The organism is Pseudomonas aylmerensis (assembly GCF_001702265.1).
GTDB lineage: Bacteria > Pseudomonadota > Gammaproteobacteria > Pseudomonadales > Pseudomonadaceae > Aquipseudomonas > Aquipseudomonas aylmerensis.
The window spans coordinates 151705-165837 of record NZ_MAUE01000023.1 but is presented as its reverse complement, the minus strand read 5'-3'; the positions used below and the strand labels follow the sequence as shown (position 1 = coordinate 165837).

11 protein-coding genes are annotated in these 14133 nt (G+C 63.0%); 3 read left to right on the top strand and 8 right to left on the bottom strand.

What is annotated here, in order from left to right; genetic code table 11:
* The first annotated feature begins 246 nt into the window (after nucleotides 1-246).
* Together BBG20_RS16405 and BBG20_RS16400 are read left to right on the top strand one after the other, a co-directional pair.
* Nucleotides 247-957, top strand: coding sequence for a response regulator transcription factor (locus BBG20_RS16405; RefSeq protein WP_065905138.1), 711 nt, complete (start codon nucleotides 247-249; stop codon nucleotides 955-957).
* Nucleotides 954-2420: a sensor histidine kinase gene (locus BBG20_RS16400; RefSeq protein WP_065905136.1), complete on the top strand. Its 1467-nt coding sequence runs from the start codon at nucleotides 954-956 to the stop codon at nucleotides 2418-2420. The genes BBG20_RS16405 and BBG20_RS16400 overlap by 4 nt, the downstream gene beginning before the upstream one ends.
* Here BBG20_RS16400 and BBG20_RS16395 read toward each other — a convergent pair.
* From BBG20_RS16395 to BBG20_RS16385, 3 genes are all read right to left on the bottom strand, one after another.
* On the bottom strand, nucleotides 2383-3324 hold the full coding sequence (locus BBG20_RS16395) for an alpha/beta fold hydrolase (protein ID WP_065905134.1): 942 nt from the start codon (nucleotides 3322-3324) through the stop codon (nucleotides 2383-2385). The genes BBG20_RS16400 and BBG20_RS16395 overlap by 38 nt on opposite strands.
* Nucleotides 3325-3514: 190 nt before the next feature.
* Complete coding sequence (locus tag BBG20_RS16390; RefSeq protein ID WP_065905132.1) at nucleotides 3515-5779, bottom strand: ATP-dependent DNA helicase; 2265 nt, start codon at nucleotides 5777-5779, stop codon at nucleotides 3515-3517.
* Nucleotides 5776-7425 carry a VRR-NUC domain-containing protein gene (locus BBG20_RS16385; RefSeq protein ID WP_065905130.1) on the bottom strand — a complete coding sequence of 550 codons (1650 nt, stop codon included), beginning with the start codon at nucleotides 7423-7425 and terminating at the stop codon, nucleotides 5776-5778. Before BBG20_RS16385 ends, BBG20_RS16390 begins: the two co-directional genes overlap by 4 nt.
* Nucleotides 7426-7610: 185 nt before the next feature.
* Here BBG20_RS16385 and BBG20_RS16380 point away from each other — a divergent pair, with 185 nt between their 5' ends.
* Complete coding sequence (locus BBG20_RS16380; protein ID WP_065905126.1) at nucleotides 7611-7835, top strand: YgdI/YgdR family lipoprotein; 225 nt, start codon at nucleotides 7611-7613, stop codon at nucleotides 7833-7835.
* Between the two features lie 42 nt (nucleotides 7836-7877).
* Here BBG20_RS16380 and BBG20_RS31860 read toward each other — a convergent pair whose 3' ends face one another.
* From BBG20_RS31860 to BBG20_RS16360, 5 genes are all read right to left on the bottom strand, one after another.
* Complete coding sequence (locus BBG20_RS31860) at nucleotides 7878-8042, bottom strand: hypothetical protein (protein ID WP_162946084.1); 165 nt, start codon at nucleotides 8040-8042, stop codon at nucleotides 7878-7880.
* 85 nt (nucleotides 8043-8127) lie between these two features.
* On the bottom strand, nucleotides 8128-9558 hold the full coding sequence (locus BBG20_RS16375; protein WP_065905124.1) for a polyurethane esterase: 1431 nt from the start codon (nucleotides 9556-9558) through the stop codon (nucleotides 8128-8130).
* Between the two features lie 48 nt (nucleotides 9559-9606).
* Nucleotides 9607-11052, bottom strand: a complete 1446-nt coding sequence (locus BBG20_RS16370; protein ID WP_226939994.1) for a TolC family outer membrane protein — start codon at nucleotides 11050-11052, stop codon at nucleotides 9607-9609.
* A gap of 2 nt (nucleotides 11053-11054) precedes the next feature.
* The gene (locus BBG20_RS16365; RefSeq protein WP_065905122.1) at nucleotides 11055-12356 is read right to left on the bottom strand and encodes an HlyD family type I secretion periplasmic adaptor subunit; all 1302 of its coding nucleotides are present in this window, start codon (nucleotides 12354-12356) and stop codon (nucleotides 11055-11057) included.
* Complete coding sequence (locus BBG20_RS16360) at nucleotides 12353-14104, bottom strand: type I secretion system permease/ATPase (protein ID WP_065905120.1); 1752 nt, start codon at nucleotides 14102-14104, stop codon at nucleotides 12353-12355. Before BBG20_RS16360 ends, BBG20_RS16365 begins: the two co-directional genes overlap by 4 nt.
* Between the last annotated feature and the right edge of the window lie 29 nt (nucleotides 14105-14133).

Here is a 14133-nt window from a genome sequence, read left to right as displayed (position 1 = left end):
GCGGGGCAAGCCCGCTCGCCACAACCACAACCACTGCCAGAGTCACTGCCACAACCACAATCCCTTCCACTGCCAGCTCCCCTGCCACAGCCAAAACCAGAACCACCACAACCCGCGCTCTTTCGATAGGCGGATGTTGGAGGAATTACGGTCGCGGAATCCTCACGCAGAGTTAAACAATTCGTGATAACTACACTGTTGCAAAAGCCGCACAATGCGCGAACGACAAGCGAAGGTTTCTCTTACATGGATCAGCCCAAACGTGTCCTGGTGGTCGAGGACGATGCGCATATTGCCGACCTGATCTGCCTGCACCTGCGCGATGAGCAGTTCGAGGTGGTGCACAGCGCCGACGGCGACGAAGGCCTGCGCCTGCTTGAGCAAGGCGGTTGGGATGCATTGATACTCGACCTGATGCTGCCCGGTGTCGACGGCCTGGAAATCTGCCGGCGCGCCCGCGCCATGACGCGCTACACGCCGATCATCATCACCAGCGCGCGCTCCAGCGAACTGCACCGCATCCTCGGCCTGGAGCTGGGCGCGGATGACTACCTGGCCAAGCCGTTTTCGATGCCGGAGCTGGTCGCGCGGGTCAAGGCACTGTTGCGCCGGGTCGATGCAATGGCACGCAACCTGAAGATGGACGCCGGCAGCCTCGACCTCGGCCAGTTGTTCATCAACCCACTGACCCGTGACGCGACTCTGCAAGGCCAGCGCCTGGACCTCACCCCACGGGAATTCGACCTGCTGTATTTCTTCGCGCGCCAGCCCGGCAAGGTGTTCTCGCGCATGGACCTGCTCAACGCCGTGTGGGGCTACAGCCACGAAGGCTATGAACACACGGTGAATACCCATATCAACCGCCTGCGCGCCAAGGTCGAGGCCGACCCGGCCAACCCCGCGCGCATCCTCACGGTGTGGGGCCGGGGCTACAAGTTCGCCGAGAGCCCGCCATGAAGCTGACCCTGACCCAGCGCCTGTCGGTGGTGTTCGCCGTGCTGCTGGTGATCTGCAGTGGCACCTCGGCCTGGCTGCAAGTGCGCTCCAACCGCATGCACGAGCTGGAAGTGGTGCAAGGCCTGTCCCGTGACCTGGCCGCACATATCGCCCGTGACACACAGTTGATGGACGCCGATGGCCTCAAGCCCGACGCCGTACGTAACCTCTTCAGCCAGTTGATGCTGGTCAACCCGAGCGTCGAGGTGTACCTGCTCGACATCGACGGCCGTGTGGTCGGCAATGCCGCACCCAGCGGCCACCTGCTGCGCAACCAGGTTGACCTGGCACCGATCCGGCGCTTCCTCAGCGGCGCCATGCTGCCGATCCTTGGCGATGACCCGCGCAGCGTCGATGGGCGCAAGGTGTTCAGCGCCGCGCCGCTCAAGGCCAACGGCCAGCAAACCGGCTTCCTCTACGTGGTGCTGCTCGGCGAAGCCCATGATGTGTACGACGCCAAGGACACCACGGGCATGGCGCTGAAGATTGCGCTGTGGTCCATCGGCCTGGTGGCCCTGTTGTGCCTGCTGGCGGGGCTCATCGCCTTCGCGTGGATCACCCGGCCGTTGCGCCAGCTCACCGACAAGGTCGGTCAGTTCGATATCAACGGCGCGCCGAAAACCCAGGCGTCGGCCACCCCGGAACTCGACAGTGGCGACGAAATCGCCGTGCTCGACCACGCTTTCGTGCAGATGGAAAACCGCCTGGGCGAACAGTGGCGGGCCATCACCCATCAGGACCAGGAACGCCGGGAAATGGTCGCCAACATCTCCCATGACCTGCGCACGCCGCTGGCGTCCCTGCATGGCTACCTGGAAACCCTGACCCTCAAGGATGCCAGCCTGAGCCCCGAAGAGCGCCGGCGCTACCTCGGCATTGCCCTGGACCAGAGTCGCAAGGTCGGTGGCCTGGCCCAGTCGCTGCTGGAGTTGGTGCGCCTGGAACACGGCTTTGTGCAGCCAGTGATCGAAGGTTTCTCCCTGCCGGACCTGGTGCAGGACATCTTCCAGAAATTCGAACTCACCGCCGAGGCGCGCGCCATCACCCTGACTGCCACCCTGCCTCCGCAGGTGCCTACCGTGCTGGCGGACCTGGGCCTGATCGAACGCGTGCTCACCAACCTGCTGGACAATGCCTTGCGCCATACACCGGTGAATGGCGAAGTCGAGGTGATCCTGTCGCCGGTCGCCGATGGCGTGGCGGTGACCGTCAGCGACAGTGGCCCGGGGATCGACGCCGAACTGCGTGAAGGCTTGTTCCTGCGTGCCTTCACCATCGGTGGCGCGCGGCGCGACGGTGGCCTGGGCCTGCGCATCGTGCACCGCATCCTGCAATTGCACGGGCGCAGCATTCGTCTGGTCGACAGCCCAGGGCACGGCGCGACCTTTACGTTTTCCCTAGAAACCCGAGCATCAACGCGTTGACCCGCTGAGCTTGCTCGTTCTGGATCCAGTGGCCGCAATTGGCCAGGACCTGCTGCTCGAGGTTCGGCACCGACTCCGGCATGCGCTTGAGGGTGTGGGCTTCAAACACGCCAACGGGGTCGCGGTCGCCGATCAGGAACAGCGTTGGTTGCAGCACCTGCCGGCCGGCCAGGAACTCGCTGCGTTGCCAGTTGCGCTCAAAGTTGCGATACCAGTTCAGCGGGCCACGAAAGCCATGCTCGGCGAAGGTCTGCACGTAGACGTCCAGGTCTTCTCGTGAACACCACGCCGGTAGCGGACCAGGGGGCTGCGCACCGTCGAACAAGCTTGAGTCGGCGGACCGCTTCTGCAAAAACAAGTCTTCATCCTGCATGAACAAGCGCAGCGTACGTTCGATATCCGCGTCCAGTTCCTGCTCGGCGACGCCGGGTTGCTGGAAGTACACGATGTAATTGAAGCGGTCGGCGTACAGCTCACGCAGGATTTCGATCACCGGCCGCCGCGCACGCCCGGCAAACGGCACCGACAACGTGATCAAGTGCGTAATGCGCTCGGGTTCGAGCAGCGCCAGGTGCCAGGCCACCACGGCGCCCCAGTCATGGCCGACCATCACCACCTGTGCATGGCCGAAGTGATCCATGGCCTGCTGGATATCGGCGCACAGCGTCAGCACGTCATAATCGGCAATCTCGTGCGGCGAACTCGATTGGCCGTACCCGCGCATTTGCGGGACAAACACCCGGAACCCAGCCGCCGCCAGCGCGGGAATCTGTTCGCGCCAGGAATGCCAGCACTCGGGAAAACCGTGGAGCAGCCAGATCGGCCGGCCCTGCTCCGGACCGGCGATGTACACACTCAACTCAATCCCGTTGACCTGGATCCTGTCCTGCTCGATAGCGTTCATCACTGGCCTCCTTGTGTAGGTTTCGCTCGGCGCTTCAGCGCGACACAGGCGCGTGGAGTGGCGCCCAGGCAGAGTGATAGAGCCACAGGATTTGCACCAGCATCATTTGCGCCAAATGCGCGGTCATCAACGCCGCCCCAACGGCGGGCAGGCAAATTCCCAAGCCCTGCGCTCCCGCGTGGCCAGCCGGTCAGGTTACCGTCGCCGGCGCCCACCAGCGCGGCAGCAACTGGCGCACACGCGCTTCGCCGAAGCGGTCATCGATCAGCATTACCACGCCGCGGTCATGCTGGCTGCGGATCACCCGGCCCGCGGCCTGCACGACTTTTTGAATGCCGGGGTACAGATAGGTGTAGTCGTAGCCGGCGCCGAAAATTGCACCCATGCGCGTTTTCATGTGCTCATTGACCGGATTCAATTGCGGCAAGCCCAGGGTGGCGATAAACGCGCCGATCAAGCGGGCGCCGGGCAAATCAATGCCCTCGCCGAATGCGCCGCCGAGCACGGCGAAGCCGATGCCCTGGCTGTGCTCGGTGAACTGGTCGAGAAACGCCTGGCGCTCGGCTTCGGCCATGCCGCGTGACTGCTGCCAGAGCGCAATGTGCGGGTGTCGCTCGGCCAGCCGCTGTGCAACCTGCTGCAGGTAATCGAAGCTGGAGAAAAATGCCAGGTAGTTGCCCGGTTGCTCTGCGAACTGCTGGGCGATCAGTTCGACGATGGGTTCCAGCGAGGCGTCGCGGTGCACAAACCGGGTCGAGATGGCATCGACGATGCGCACATGCAGCTGCTCGGCCTTGAACGGTGATTCGACGTCGATCCAGGCGGTGTCCGCCGGCAGGCCCAGCAAGTCGGCGTAGAAGTGGCGCGGGCTCAATGTCGCGGAAAACAGCACGCTGCTGCGCGCCGCCGTCAACCGGGGCCGGATGAATTCGGCGGGTACCACATTGCGCAGGCACAGGGTTGAACTGCTGCGCTTGCCACTGAACTGGCGCTTGCTGATATCGAAAATGAAGTGCTCGTTGAACAGCTCGGCGACCTTGGCAAATTGCAGCGCTTCGAAGTAGAAGGCTTGCAGGTCACCCGCCAGCGCCTCGGGATGATCATTGAAATAGTCGCCCATGGCACTGGCGCACAGGCTCAGGGCCTGCAGGAGTTTTTCCGGGCGGGCGGCATAGGCCTGGTACGGCGCAAGTTGGTCCTTGTGCAGCGCATTCCATTCACGGTTCAGGCGCTGCAGCGGCTTTTTCAGGGGCTCGGGGGCGATGTCGCGCAGGGTCTTGAGGCTGTATTGGTCGAGGCTCGCGCTGTACATCGAACGGGCACGCTCCACCAGGTTGTGGGCTTCATCCACCAGCACCGCCGCTCGCCATTGGTTGAGTTGGGCCAGGCCGAACAGCATGGCGCCAAAGTCGAAATAGTAGTTGTAGTCGGCGACGACCAAGTCGGCCCAGCGCGCCATCTCCTGGCTCAGGTAGTACGGGCATACCTCATGGGCCAGGGCGACCTCGCGCAAGTTGCGCTGGTTCAACAGGCGCACCTTGGATGCGGCAGTACGCGCGGCGGGCAGTCGATCATAGAAACCCTTGGCCAACGGGCAGGAATCACCATGGCAGGCTTTGTCCAGGTGTTCGCAGGCCTTGTCGCGCGCCACCAGCTCCAACACGCGCAATTGCAGGTCGGGGCTGCTGTCGAACAGCACCTGGGAGGCGTCGAGCGCGAGTTTGCGCCCCGGAGTCTTGGCGGTCAGGAAAAACACCTTGTCCAGCTGCTGCGGCGCCAGCGCCTTGAGCAGTGGGAAGACCGTGCCGATGGTCTTGCCGATCCCCGTGGGGGCCTGGGCCATCAGGCAGCGGCCGGTGCTGACCGCCTTGTATACCGATTCGGCAAGGGTGCGCTGGCCGGCGCGGAAGTCGGCATGTGGAAAGGCCAGGCTTTGCGCGGCCAGGTTGCGCGCGTCGCGGTGCTGCATTTCCTGCTCGGCCCAGCCGAGAAACAGCGCGCATTGCCGGTTGAAGAACGGCTCCAGCTCGGCGGCCTGGAAGCGCTGGTTGAGCAGGGTTTCGCCCTCGCCGACGATGTCGAAATACACCAGCGCCAGGTCGATCTCGGTGAGGCCGAGCTTCTGGCACATCAGCCAGCCATACACCTTGACCTGGGCCCAATGCAGCTGCCGATGGTTGGCGGGCTGGGCGTCGAGATCACCGCGATAGGTCTTGACCTCTTCCAGGCGATTGGCGTCCGGGTCATAGCCGTCCGCCCTGCCCCGTACCCTGAGCTGCTGGTACTCGCCCTCCAGGGCCACTTCGTTCTGATAGTGCGCGCTGCGCCGCGAGGCCACGGTGCGATGGCCGACAATGCCTTCCTGGGCGCTGGGCGATGGGGTGAACCGCAGGTCGAGGTCGCCCACCTTGGCGGTGAACTCACACAGTGCGCGCACGGCCACGGTATAGCTCAAGCGGCGTGCTCCGCCCACCGCACATAGCAGACGGTGACCGGCATCTGGTATTCACCGCAGAACTCCAGCCAACGCAGCTGGTTGTCCTGCAGGCGGTCGCCGGGGCCCTTGACCTCGATCATGCGGTAGGTCTTTTGCGCCGGCCAGAACTGGATGAGGTCCGGCATCCCGGTGCGGTTGGCGCGGATATCCAGCAACAGCCGCTCGAACCAGTAGCGCAGGTGCTCGGCCGGTAAACAGGCCAATGCCTGTTCCAGCAACTCCTCACTGAGCAGGTTCCAGAACACGAAGGGTGACTGGATTCCCCATTTTTGACTAAAGCGCTGGCGGATGGTGGTCTTGTAGCCTTCATCCTGCAGTTGCGCAAAACACGCAGCGAACAATGCCGCGCGGCGCGGGTGGAAGTCTTCGTTGTGCAGGTCGGCCGGGCCGCGCTGGAACGGGTGGAAAAACGAACCCGGCAGCGGCGCGAAGATCGCGTCCCAGCACAACAGGCCGAACAATGAATTGATCAGCCCGTTCTCGACGTAGTGCACCGGCGCATCGGGCTCGCTCAGGTGCGCCTGCACGCAGTACTCCACTGACATCAACGGCTCGGGCAGCGCGAGGGCCAGGTCCAGGCGCGTGACAGGCCGTGGCTTGGCCTTGGGCAACGGCGGCGCGCCGAGCTTGCGCCGCAGGCGTGGCAATACGCGCAACAGGTGCTGTTGCTCGGCGGCGCTTTCCGGCGCCTGTTGCGCGGCACTCGCCAGGGCCATGGCCTGGGCGTAGTCCTCCTGGCGTTCCAATACGCGAATCAGCCGCGCGCGGGCGCCCGGATAGGCACAGCCCCGGTAGATCTGCTGCGCCAGGTCCAGCTCGGCGCTGCGCTCGCAATACTGGCCGATCTGGAACAGCAGCTTGGCCCGGCGTTTTTCCAGCCACGGGTTGTCGGTGTGCAGCGTCGCCACTTGCGCCAGCACCTGTGCCAATGCTTCGCCGGCCTCAAAGGCTTGCTGGCATTGGTGCAGGAACAGGAACCCGTGCACGTCGTCGCGACTGCGCAAGCCCCGGGACTCGGCGCAGAACTCGACTTTTTCGTAGGTGTAGATGCCCAAGTCAGCCAGCACGAACTCGGACCAGTCCTGGTGCAGGTTGCCGAAGAACATCAGGCGCAGGCGGTCGCACAACTCCATGACGGTGAGGCTGTAGAGGCGGTCGGCAAGGTCGGGGCACCAGTCGGCAAAACTGCGTGCCTCGCTGAACTGGGCGGCCAGGCCCTCCAGCCAATCGGCTTTCTTGCCCCTGGGCTGCTCGATCCAGGGTTTGAAGGTGCCCAGCAGTTCACTTTTTTGCAGCAAGGCGAACAGCTCCTCGAAAGCCAGCAGGCACTGCCCATCCACCCAGCCGAGTTCCAGCAACGGCTCGGCGGCGGCATGCGGACAACCGACCTCCAGGTAATTGAGCTTGCCTGCTCGAAAATGCACACCTTTGCGCATCACCATGCGCACCAGCAACGCCTGGGAGGCTTGCGGCAACCTGTCAAATTGCTGAATGAAATGCTGTTCGTCAGTATCCAGCAGGTCGGCATAGCGTTGCTCCAGCCATTGCAGGACCTGGCGGAAGTTATGCAGGTAATAGAGCGGGTCTTCGAGGGGATTGGCCATGGCGCGCTTTGATCAAATACTGTTTATGCATACAGAGTGCCGTCGCAAAAGCCTGGTGGCAATCGCTAATAGATAAATGGCGCAGGCAACTTTTTGTATAAAAGTGATCAGATGGGTGAGTCGATGGCGTAACATTTGTGGCCCACGCCCCTGGCGTGGTTTTTTCAGGGTTAAAGGTAAGGGTTATGAACATGAAGAATTTGGGTCTGCCACTGGTTGCACTCACTTTTCTGCTAGTGGCCGGTTGCGCGACGCAAACCGTAGTGACGCTGCAAAACGGCACGCAGTATTTGACCAAGGACACCCCCAAGACCAAGACCGCCGACGGTTTCTACGAATTCACCGACATTGCCGGCAAGCACATCCGGGTCAAGGCCGATGACGTCGCCACGGTGCGCAAGGAAGACTGAGATGAAAAAGCCCCGCAATGCGGGGCTTTTTGTTGGGACCGATCAATACCGGTAGTACGGATGGTAGTAATACGGGCGATAGTAAGGATGGTAATAGTAGGAGTGGTAGTACGGGCGGTAGCAACATGGGCCCGGATAGGCCGGGTACACCGCACACCCACTCAACCCCAACACCACGGCACACAGCAACAATCGAAGTCGGGACATGCTCAAACCCTCGTACGGCAACAGGCGATACACCTCGCAGGTAACCGTTAAACGCATGGACCGCCGATAATCCGTCGCGCCCTCCTCAACTGATCAGCACACCCTCGCCCCACAGGCCGCCCAGCCCGACCCCGACCAGGGTCACCGAGTCGGCGCCAAAACTCAGCACCGTATCGGCCCCCACGGCCTTCGCGTGGTCGCGCAGGTCGGTGCTGCCGTCGGCGCCCTGGAACACCAGCTTGTCGGTCGGCTGGTAGCCGATAATCCGATCCTGGCCAAAATGCCCGCTGAACAAAAAGGTGTTGTGCCCGCTGTTGTCGCGGATCGTGTCATTGCCCTTGCCGCCTTCGATGAAGTCCGCGCCCTTGCCGCCCTGGATCAGGTCATTGCCGTCGCTGCCGATGATGAAGGTATTGCCTTTGTGCGGCTCGGCATTGCGGTTGAGGTCCTGGACCCAGGTGTTGGCGCGCGCCGGGTCGGACAGGTTGGCGACGATAATCGTCGAGTCACGGGTCATCTGCTCGTAGAACCCCGATTCCAGCACACGCGTCATGCCGTCGCCGTAGGCGCTGGGCAAATGCGACACCCAGGTCGACTGGTTGGCGATGGAAAACGGCAGCACATTCCACAGCGTCGAGGCGTAGTGGTCGTTGAAGCTGACGATGTTGTCGGTGGTCGACTCGTGGGGCTTGTCATGCACGCCGAGGGACGACAGGTTGAAGGCGGAGCCGTCCAGAGCACGGAATACCGGGTCGTTTTCGTAGCCGATATTCAGGACCTTATCGCCGGCGCTCTGGGTGGGCGAGGCGTAGGCCAGGTAGTTGGCGTCCTTGTAGAAACCCGCCCATTTGCTGGTGCTCAGGTCGGCCATGCTGTTGACCGCCAGGCCGCCCAGGCTGTGGCCGCTGACCAGCACATCCTTGCCACTCAGGCCATGTGCGCCGGCATAGTCGGCCACCGTCTCGAGCAAGCCGCCAAACGCTTCGCCGGCATAGTTTTTCGCATAGTCCTTGGGGCCCAGTGCGGCGAGCAGGTCGCTGACCAGATCGCCGATGGAATCGGTAATCAGGCTTTCCCGAGGGCCCGAGGTGCCACGAAAGCCGATGCCGATTTCGAGCAGTTTGCCGGCGTCATCGTACTTGCCCAGCACTTCGGCCTGGGCCGTGGTGTAGCCGGCCTTCTCGCCAAAAAAAGTGCCTCGCGCATCCACCTTGCCGCCGTAGCCCAGTGCGCTGACGCTGATTGGCGTCCAACCGGCTGCGTGCACCGCGTCCAGGGCGGCCTTTTCCGAGTCGGGGTTCCAGGGAATGCCGGGGATCACTCCCTGGGAGTCTGTGCTGCCGAGCAACGCCCCGACCAGTGTGGCCGGCAGGCCGAGCCCCAAGCCATGTTGCTGATAGCCGACTGCGAAGCCGTTATCCAGGTTGTGATAGGTATACAACGTGATTGCGGTGGCATCGGCGAACAAGGTTTTGCTGGCTTCGGTGCCGAGGTTCTTGTAGTCAAATACACCCATGGTCTTGTCTCTCTTGTTGTTGGAATTGGCCGGAGATTGTGTGTGGTTTTATTGGGGCTGCTGCGCAGCCCAACGCGGGGCAAGCCCGCTCGCCACAGGGGGTCGGCTTGCCTCAGGCGGTTTGTTCGTAACAGGGGGCTTGTCTGCAGCGGGAGGCTCGATCCTCTTGGTGCCGAAGGCTTCGTCTACCTTGGCCAGGTCGGTGTCGCGCAAATTGCCGGCGTAGTAATGCAGCTTGGTCCAGGCCATCAAGTAGTCATACCGCGCCTGGGCCAGGTCTCGGCGTGTGCTGTACAGCTGCTGCTCGGCATTCAACGCATCAAGATTGACCCGCTCACCGCCAAGGATGCTTTGCCGGGTCGACACCACCAACGCTTCGGCCGACGTCAGCGCCTTCTGGTACGCGCGCAACTTGCTCACCCCGGACAAGCACGCGCTGAATTGGCGACGCAGTTCGATCAAGGTCTCGCGCGTCTTGCCTTCCAGCTCGTACTCGGCCTGCTCCATGGCGCGGCTGGCCTGGCGAGTGGACGCCGAGACGCCGCCACCGGCATACAACGGCAGGCTGACTTCGACGCCGATGGTGTTGGTGTCATAGCGCTGGTTGTAGGTGTTGCCGCTGTCCGACTCCTGCTGGCGCGAACTCGCATAGGCGGTGACTTTCGGCAGGTGCCCGGCGCGGTTGCGCTCCACTTCATAGCGCGCCACTTCCAGGGCCTGGCGCTGGGACGCCAGCGTGGGGTTATTGCTGATCGCCAACTCGTGCCAGGTTTCGTAGTTGGCCGGGCTCAAGCTGAAGGCGGCGAAACCAGGACTCAGCGGCGCCAGGTCGTCGATGTTGACGCTCTGTACTCCGATCAACGCCCCCAGCTCGCGCAGCGCGGCGTCCTGTTCGTCCAGCGCCTCGATCTCCTCGGCCGTGGCCAGCTCATAACGCGACTCGGCTTCGAGAATATCGGTGCGAGTGCCCTCGCCCTGCTCGAACAGGTGCCGGTTCTGCTGGAACTGCTGTTCGAAGGCCTTCTTCTTGGCGCGGGCGATGTCGATCTGGTCCTGGGCAAACAGCGCCTGGGTGTAATAGGTCAGCACCCGCACCAGCAGCGCCTGGCTCTTGTCGCGAAAGCTTTCATCGGCGAACAACGCCTGGGCCACGCCTTTGCGGTAGTTGGCGTAGGCCTCGTAGTCGAACAGCGGCTGCTGCAGGCTGAAGGTCGAGCCGTAACTGTTGTAGTTGCGGTCGTCGTGATAATTGCCGCCGCGCCCGTCAGGCAAAGTGGCCTGGGAATTGTTGCGGCCCTTGTTGTAGTTGTAGGACAGCTTGGGCAGCAGCCCGGCGCGGCCGATGGTGCGGTTCTCCAGGCCGGCGTCGCGCTCCTTGATGGCGCCGAGAAACACCGGATCGTTGCGCAGCGCCTGCTCGTAGACGTCGAACGGTCCCATGGCGGCGTGAGCGCTGGCGCAGCTGAATAACACGGCAATAAGCAGCGATCTCATGCTCATTCCTCGGTCAGCGCGGAGCCGGCGCGGTCCAGCAGCGGCTTGAACAGGTAATTGAGCAGCGAGCGCTCGCCGGTGCGCACGAACATCTCGGCCGGCATACCCGGCTTGATCACCAGGCCCTGCAGTTTTTGCTCGGCCGCGTCGCTGAGCGTGGTGCGCAGCACGTAATACGGCGCACCGGTTTTTTCATCGAGCATCTGGTCGGCGGAGATCAGGCTGACCTCCCCCGGCACGCGTGGTGTGCGGCTCTGGTTGAAGGCGGTGAACAGGATGTCGACCGGCAGGTGCGTGCCGACCTTGTCCACCAGGTGCACCGGCAAATGCCCCTCGACTTCCAGGCGCGTGCCCTGGGGCACGATTTCCAACAGGGTTTCACCGGCGCGCACCACGGCGCCTTCGGTGTGCACGCCGAGGTTGACGGCAATACCGTCGGCCGGCGCGTTGATTTCACTGTGTTGCAAGTCGAACCCGGCCGAGGTGAGTTGCTGTTCCAGCGTGAGGCTGCGCAGTTGAGCGTCGGCCAATTGGCTGCGCACTTCCTTTTGATATTCCTCGCTGTGCTGCTGCAGTTTCAGGCGCGATTCGAGAATGCCCTGCTCGACGCGGCCGCTTTCACCGGTGTTCTGCGCGAGGTCCTGCTGCACCTGGGACAGTTGGCGTTGGTACTCCATCAGGCGGTTGCGCGGGATGTAGCCATTGTCGGCCAGCGGCTGCAGGTTGCTCAGTTGATCACGCAGGGATTGGGCCTGGGCGGTCAGGTCGCTGCGCGCCCGGCGCATGCCGCCGAGTTGCGCGGTGGCGCCGTCGATGTTCGCGCGGATCCCCGCCTGTTCACGGGCAAAGGCTTCGCGGCGGCTGCTGAACAGTTGGCGCTGGCCTTCCAGCACCAGGGCCAGGGCCGGATCGGGGTTGCTGCTCAGCTCGGCGGGAAAGCGGATGCTGGAACGGTTGTCGCGCTCGCTCTGCCAACGCGCCACGCTGGCCCAGGCCAGGCGGTACTGGGCTTGCAGCGACTGCACATCAGCCTGGTTCTGGGTCTGGTCGAGGCGAAACAGCGGCTGGCCTTGTTTAACCGTTTCGCCCTCGCGCACCAGGATCCGGCTGACGACGCCCGGGCTGAAGGTTTGCACCGCTTTGCGCTTGCCCGAGACCACGACGGTGCCCTGCACCGGAATGCCCTGGTCCAGCGGCGCCAGGCTGGCCCAGAGGAAAAATCCACCGGCGCCGACCACGGTCAGCAACCAGCCCATGCGCACGAAGAACCGCGCGTCACGTTGTTCAAAAGTGAGACTGCTCATGCGCCTGGATTCCTTCCCGCTTGATACTGACGACTGAAACTCACACCGGGCCTTTCCTTCGGTGCTTCCGGCTGGCCGGACAATGCGCGCAACACCTCCTGGCTCGGGCCGAACGCCTGCAGGCGGCCTTCGTTGAGCACCAGCAATTTGTCGGCCTGGGCCAATGCCGAAGAGCGATGGGTGACCAGTACCACGCTGCTGCCTTGGGCTTTCATCTGCACAATGGCGCTGGCCAGGGCCGCTTCGCCGACGGTGTCGAGGTTGGAGTTGGGCTCATCCAGCACGATCAGGCGCGGCCCGCCATACAGGGCGCGGGCCAGGGCCACACGCTGCTTCTGCCCACCAGAGAGGCCGCCGCCGTTGTCGCCGAGCAGCGTGTCGTAGCCGTGCGGCAGGCGCAGAATCAGCTCATGCACGCCGGCCTGATGCGCAGCCTGCACGACCAAGGCCGGATCGGCCTGGCGAAAACGCGCGATGTTGTCGGCGATGCTGCCGCTGAACAATTCAATGTCCTGGGGCAGATAGCCAATGTGCGGGCCGAGGTCTTCGCGGTCCCAGCGATGGATGTCGGCGCCATCCAGGCGCACGGTGCCGCCCAGGGTTGGCCACACCCCCACCAGCACGCGGGCCAGGGTGGATTTGCCGGAACCGGAAGCGCCGAGCACGCCGAGGACTTCGCCGGCGCCCAGGGTGAAGCTGACCTGATGCAGGGTCGGCGTGCGCCGTCCGGGCGGCCCCGCGCTGACCTGCTCGAAACTCATCTGGCCCTGCGGCGCCGGGAGCTTCATCGGCTCGCTGTCGGGAGGGAATTCACGCAGCAGATCGTCCAGGCGTTGGTAGGCCAACTTGGCCGAACTCCACTGTTTCCACACCGCGATCAACTGGTCGATGGGGCTCAGTACGCGGCCCATCAGGATGGAGCCTGCGATCATCATCCCGGCAGTCATATCGCCCTTGATCACCAGCAATGCGCCCAGGCCCAACACCAGTGATTGCAGGCACAGACGCAGGGATTTGCTCAAGGACGTGATCACCGAACCGGTGTCGCTGGCGGTGTTCTGCAACCCCAGAAATTGCGAATGCACGGCAAACCAGCGTTTGCGCAGGGCACCGAGCATGCCCATGGCCTGGATGGTCTCGGCGTTGTGCAAATGGCTGGTGGCCAGTTGGCTCGATTGCTGGGAATAGGCGCCCGCCTCGCCCAAGGGCTTTTTAGTCAGGTATTCGTTGAGGCACGCCAGGCCGATCAGCAGCACCGCACCCGCCGTGGCCAGGACCCCGAGCCACACGTTGAAGAGGAAAATCACCAGCAGGTAGAGGGGAAACCATGGCGCATCGAAAAACGCGAACAGCGCCGGGCCGGTGATGAACTGGCGCAACAGGGTCAAGTCGCCCAGCGCCTGGCCGGCATGCCCCTGACCGCGTTGCAGGTTGCGTTCAAAAGCGGCCTTGTACACGCGCAAGTTGAAACGGCGTTCCAACTGGCTGCCAATACGGATCACGATAAAACTGCGGATAACTTCCAGTGTGCCAATAAACGCAAAGAACCCCACGACCATCAGCGTCAACATGACCAGGGTGGTTTCATTCTGCGAGGACAGCACGCGGTCATACACTTGCAGCATGTAAATCGACGGCACCAGCATCAACAGGTTAATCAGCGCGGTAAAACAGCCGACACTGATCAGGATGCTCTTGTATTCACCCAGCGCCTTGAATAAAGGCGCCACGGCAATAGGCTTGGCCATAGTGGTTTATCTTCCTTGAACCAAACGAC

Bases quoted from the DNA above. Each gene is read 5' to 3' on its own strand.
- BBG20_RS16380 (WP_065905126.1), top strand. From the start codon at position 7,611: ATGAACATGAAGAATTTGGGTCTGCCACTGGTTGCACTCACTTTTCTG.
- BBG20_RS16385 (WP_065905130.1), bottom strand. From the start codon at position 7,425: ATGGCCAATCCCCTCGAAGACCCGCTCTATTACCTGCATAACTTCCGC.
- BBG20_RS16395 (WP_065905134.1), bottom strand. From the start codon at position 3,324: ATGAACGCTATCGAGCAGGACAGGATCCAGGTCAACGGGATTGAGTTG.
- BBG20_RS16405 (WP_065905138.1), top strand. From the start codon at position 247: ATGGATCAGCCCAAACGTGTCCTGGTGGTCGAGGACGATGCGCATATT.
- BBG20_RS16370 (WP_226939994.1), bottom strand. From the start codon at position 11,052: ATGAGATCGCTGCTTATTGCCGTGTTATTCAGCTGCGCCAGCGCTCAC.
- BBG20_RS16400 (WP_065905136.1), top strand. From the start codon at position 954: ATGAAGCTGACCCTGACCCAGCGCCTGTCGGTGGTGTTCGCCGTGCTG.
- BBG20_RS31860 (WP_162946084.1), bottom strand. From the start codon at position 8,042: ATGTCCCGACTTCGATTGTTGCTGTGTGCCGTGGTGTTGGGGTTGAGT.
- BBG20_RS16375 (WP_065905124.1), bottom strand. From the start codon at position 9,558: ATGGGTGTATTTGACTACAAGAACCTCGGCACCGAAGCCAGCAAAACC.
- BBG20_RS16365 (WP_065905122.1), bottom strand. From the start codon at position 12,356: ATGAGCAGTCTCACTTTTGAACAACGTGACGCGCGGTTCTTCGTGCGC.
- BBG20_RS16360 (WP_065905120.1), bottom strand. From the start codon at position 14,104: ATGGCCAAGCCTATTGCCGTGGCGCCTTTATTCAAGGCGCTGGGTGAA.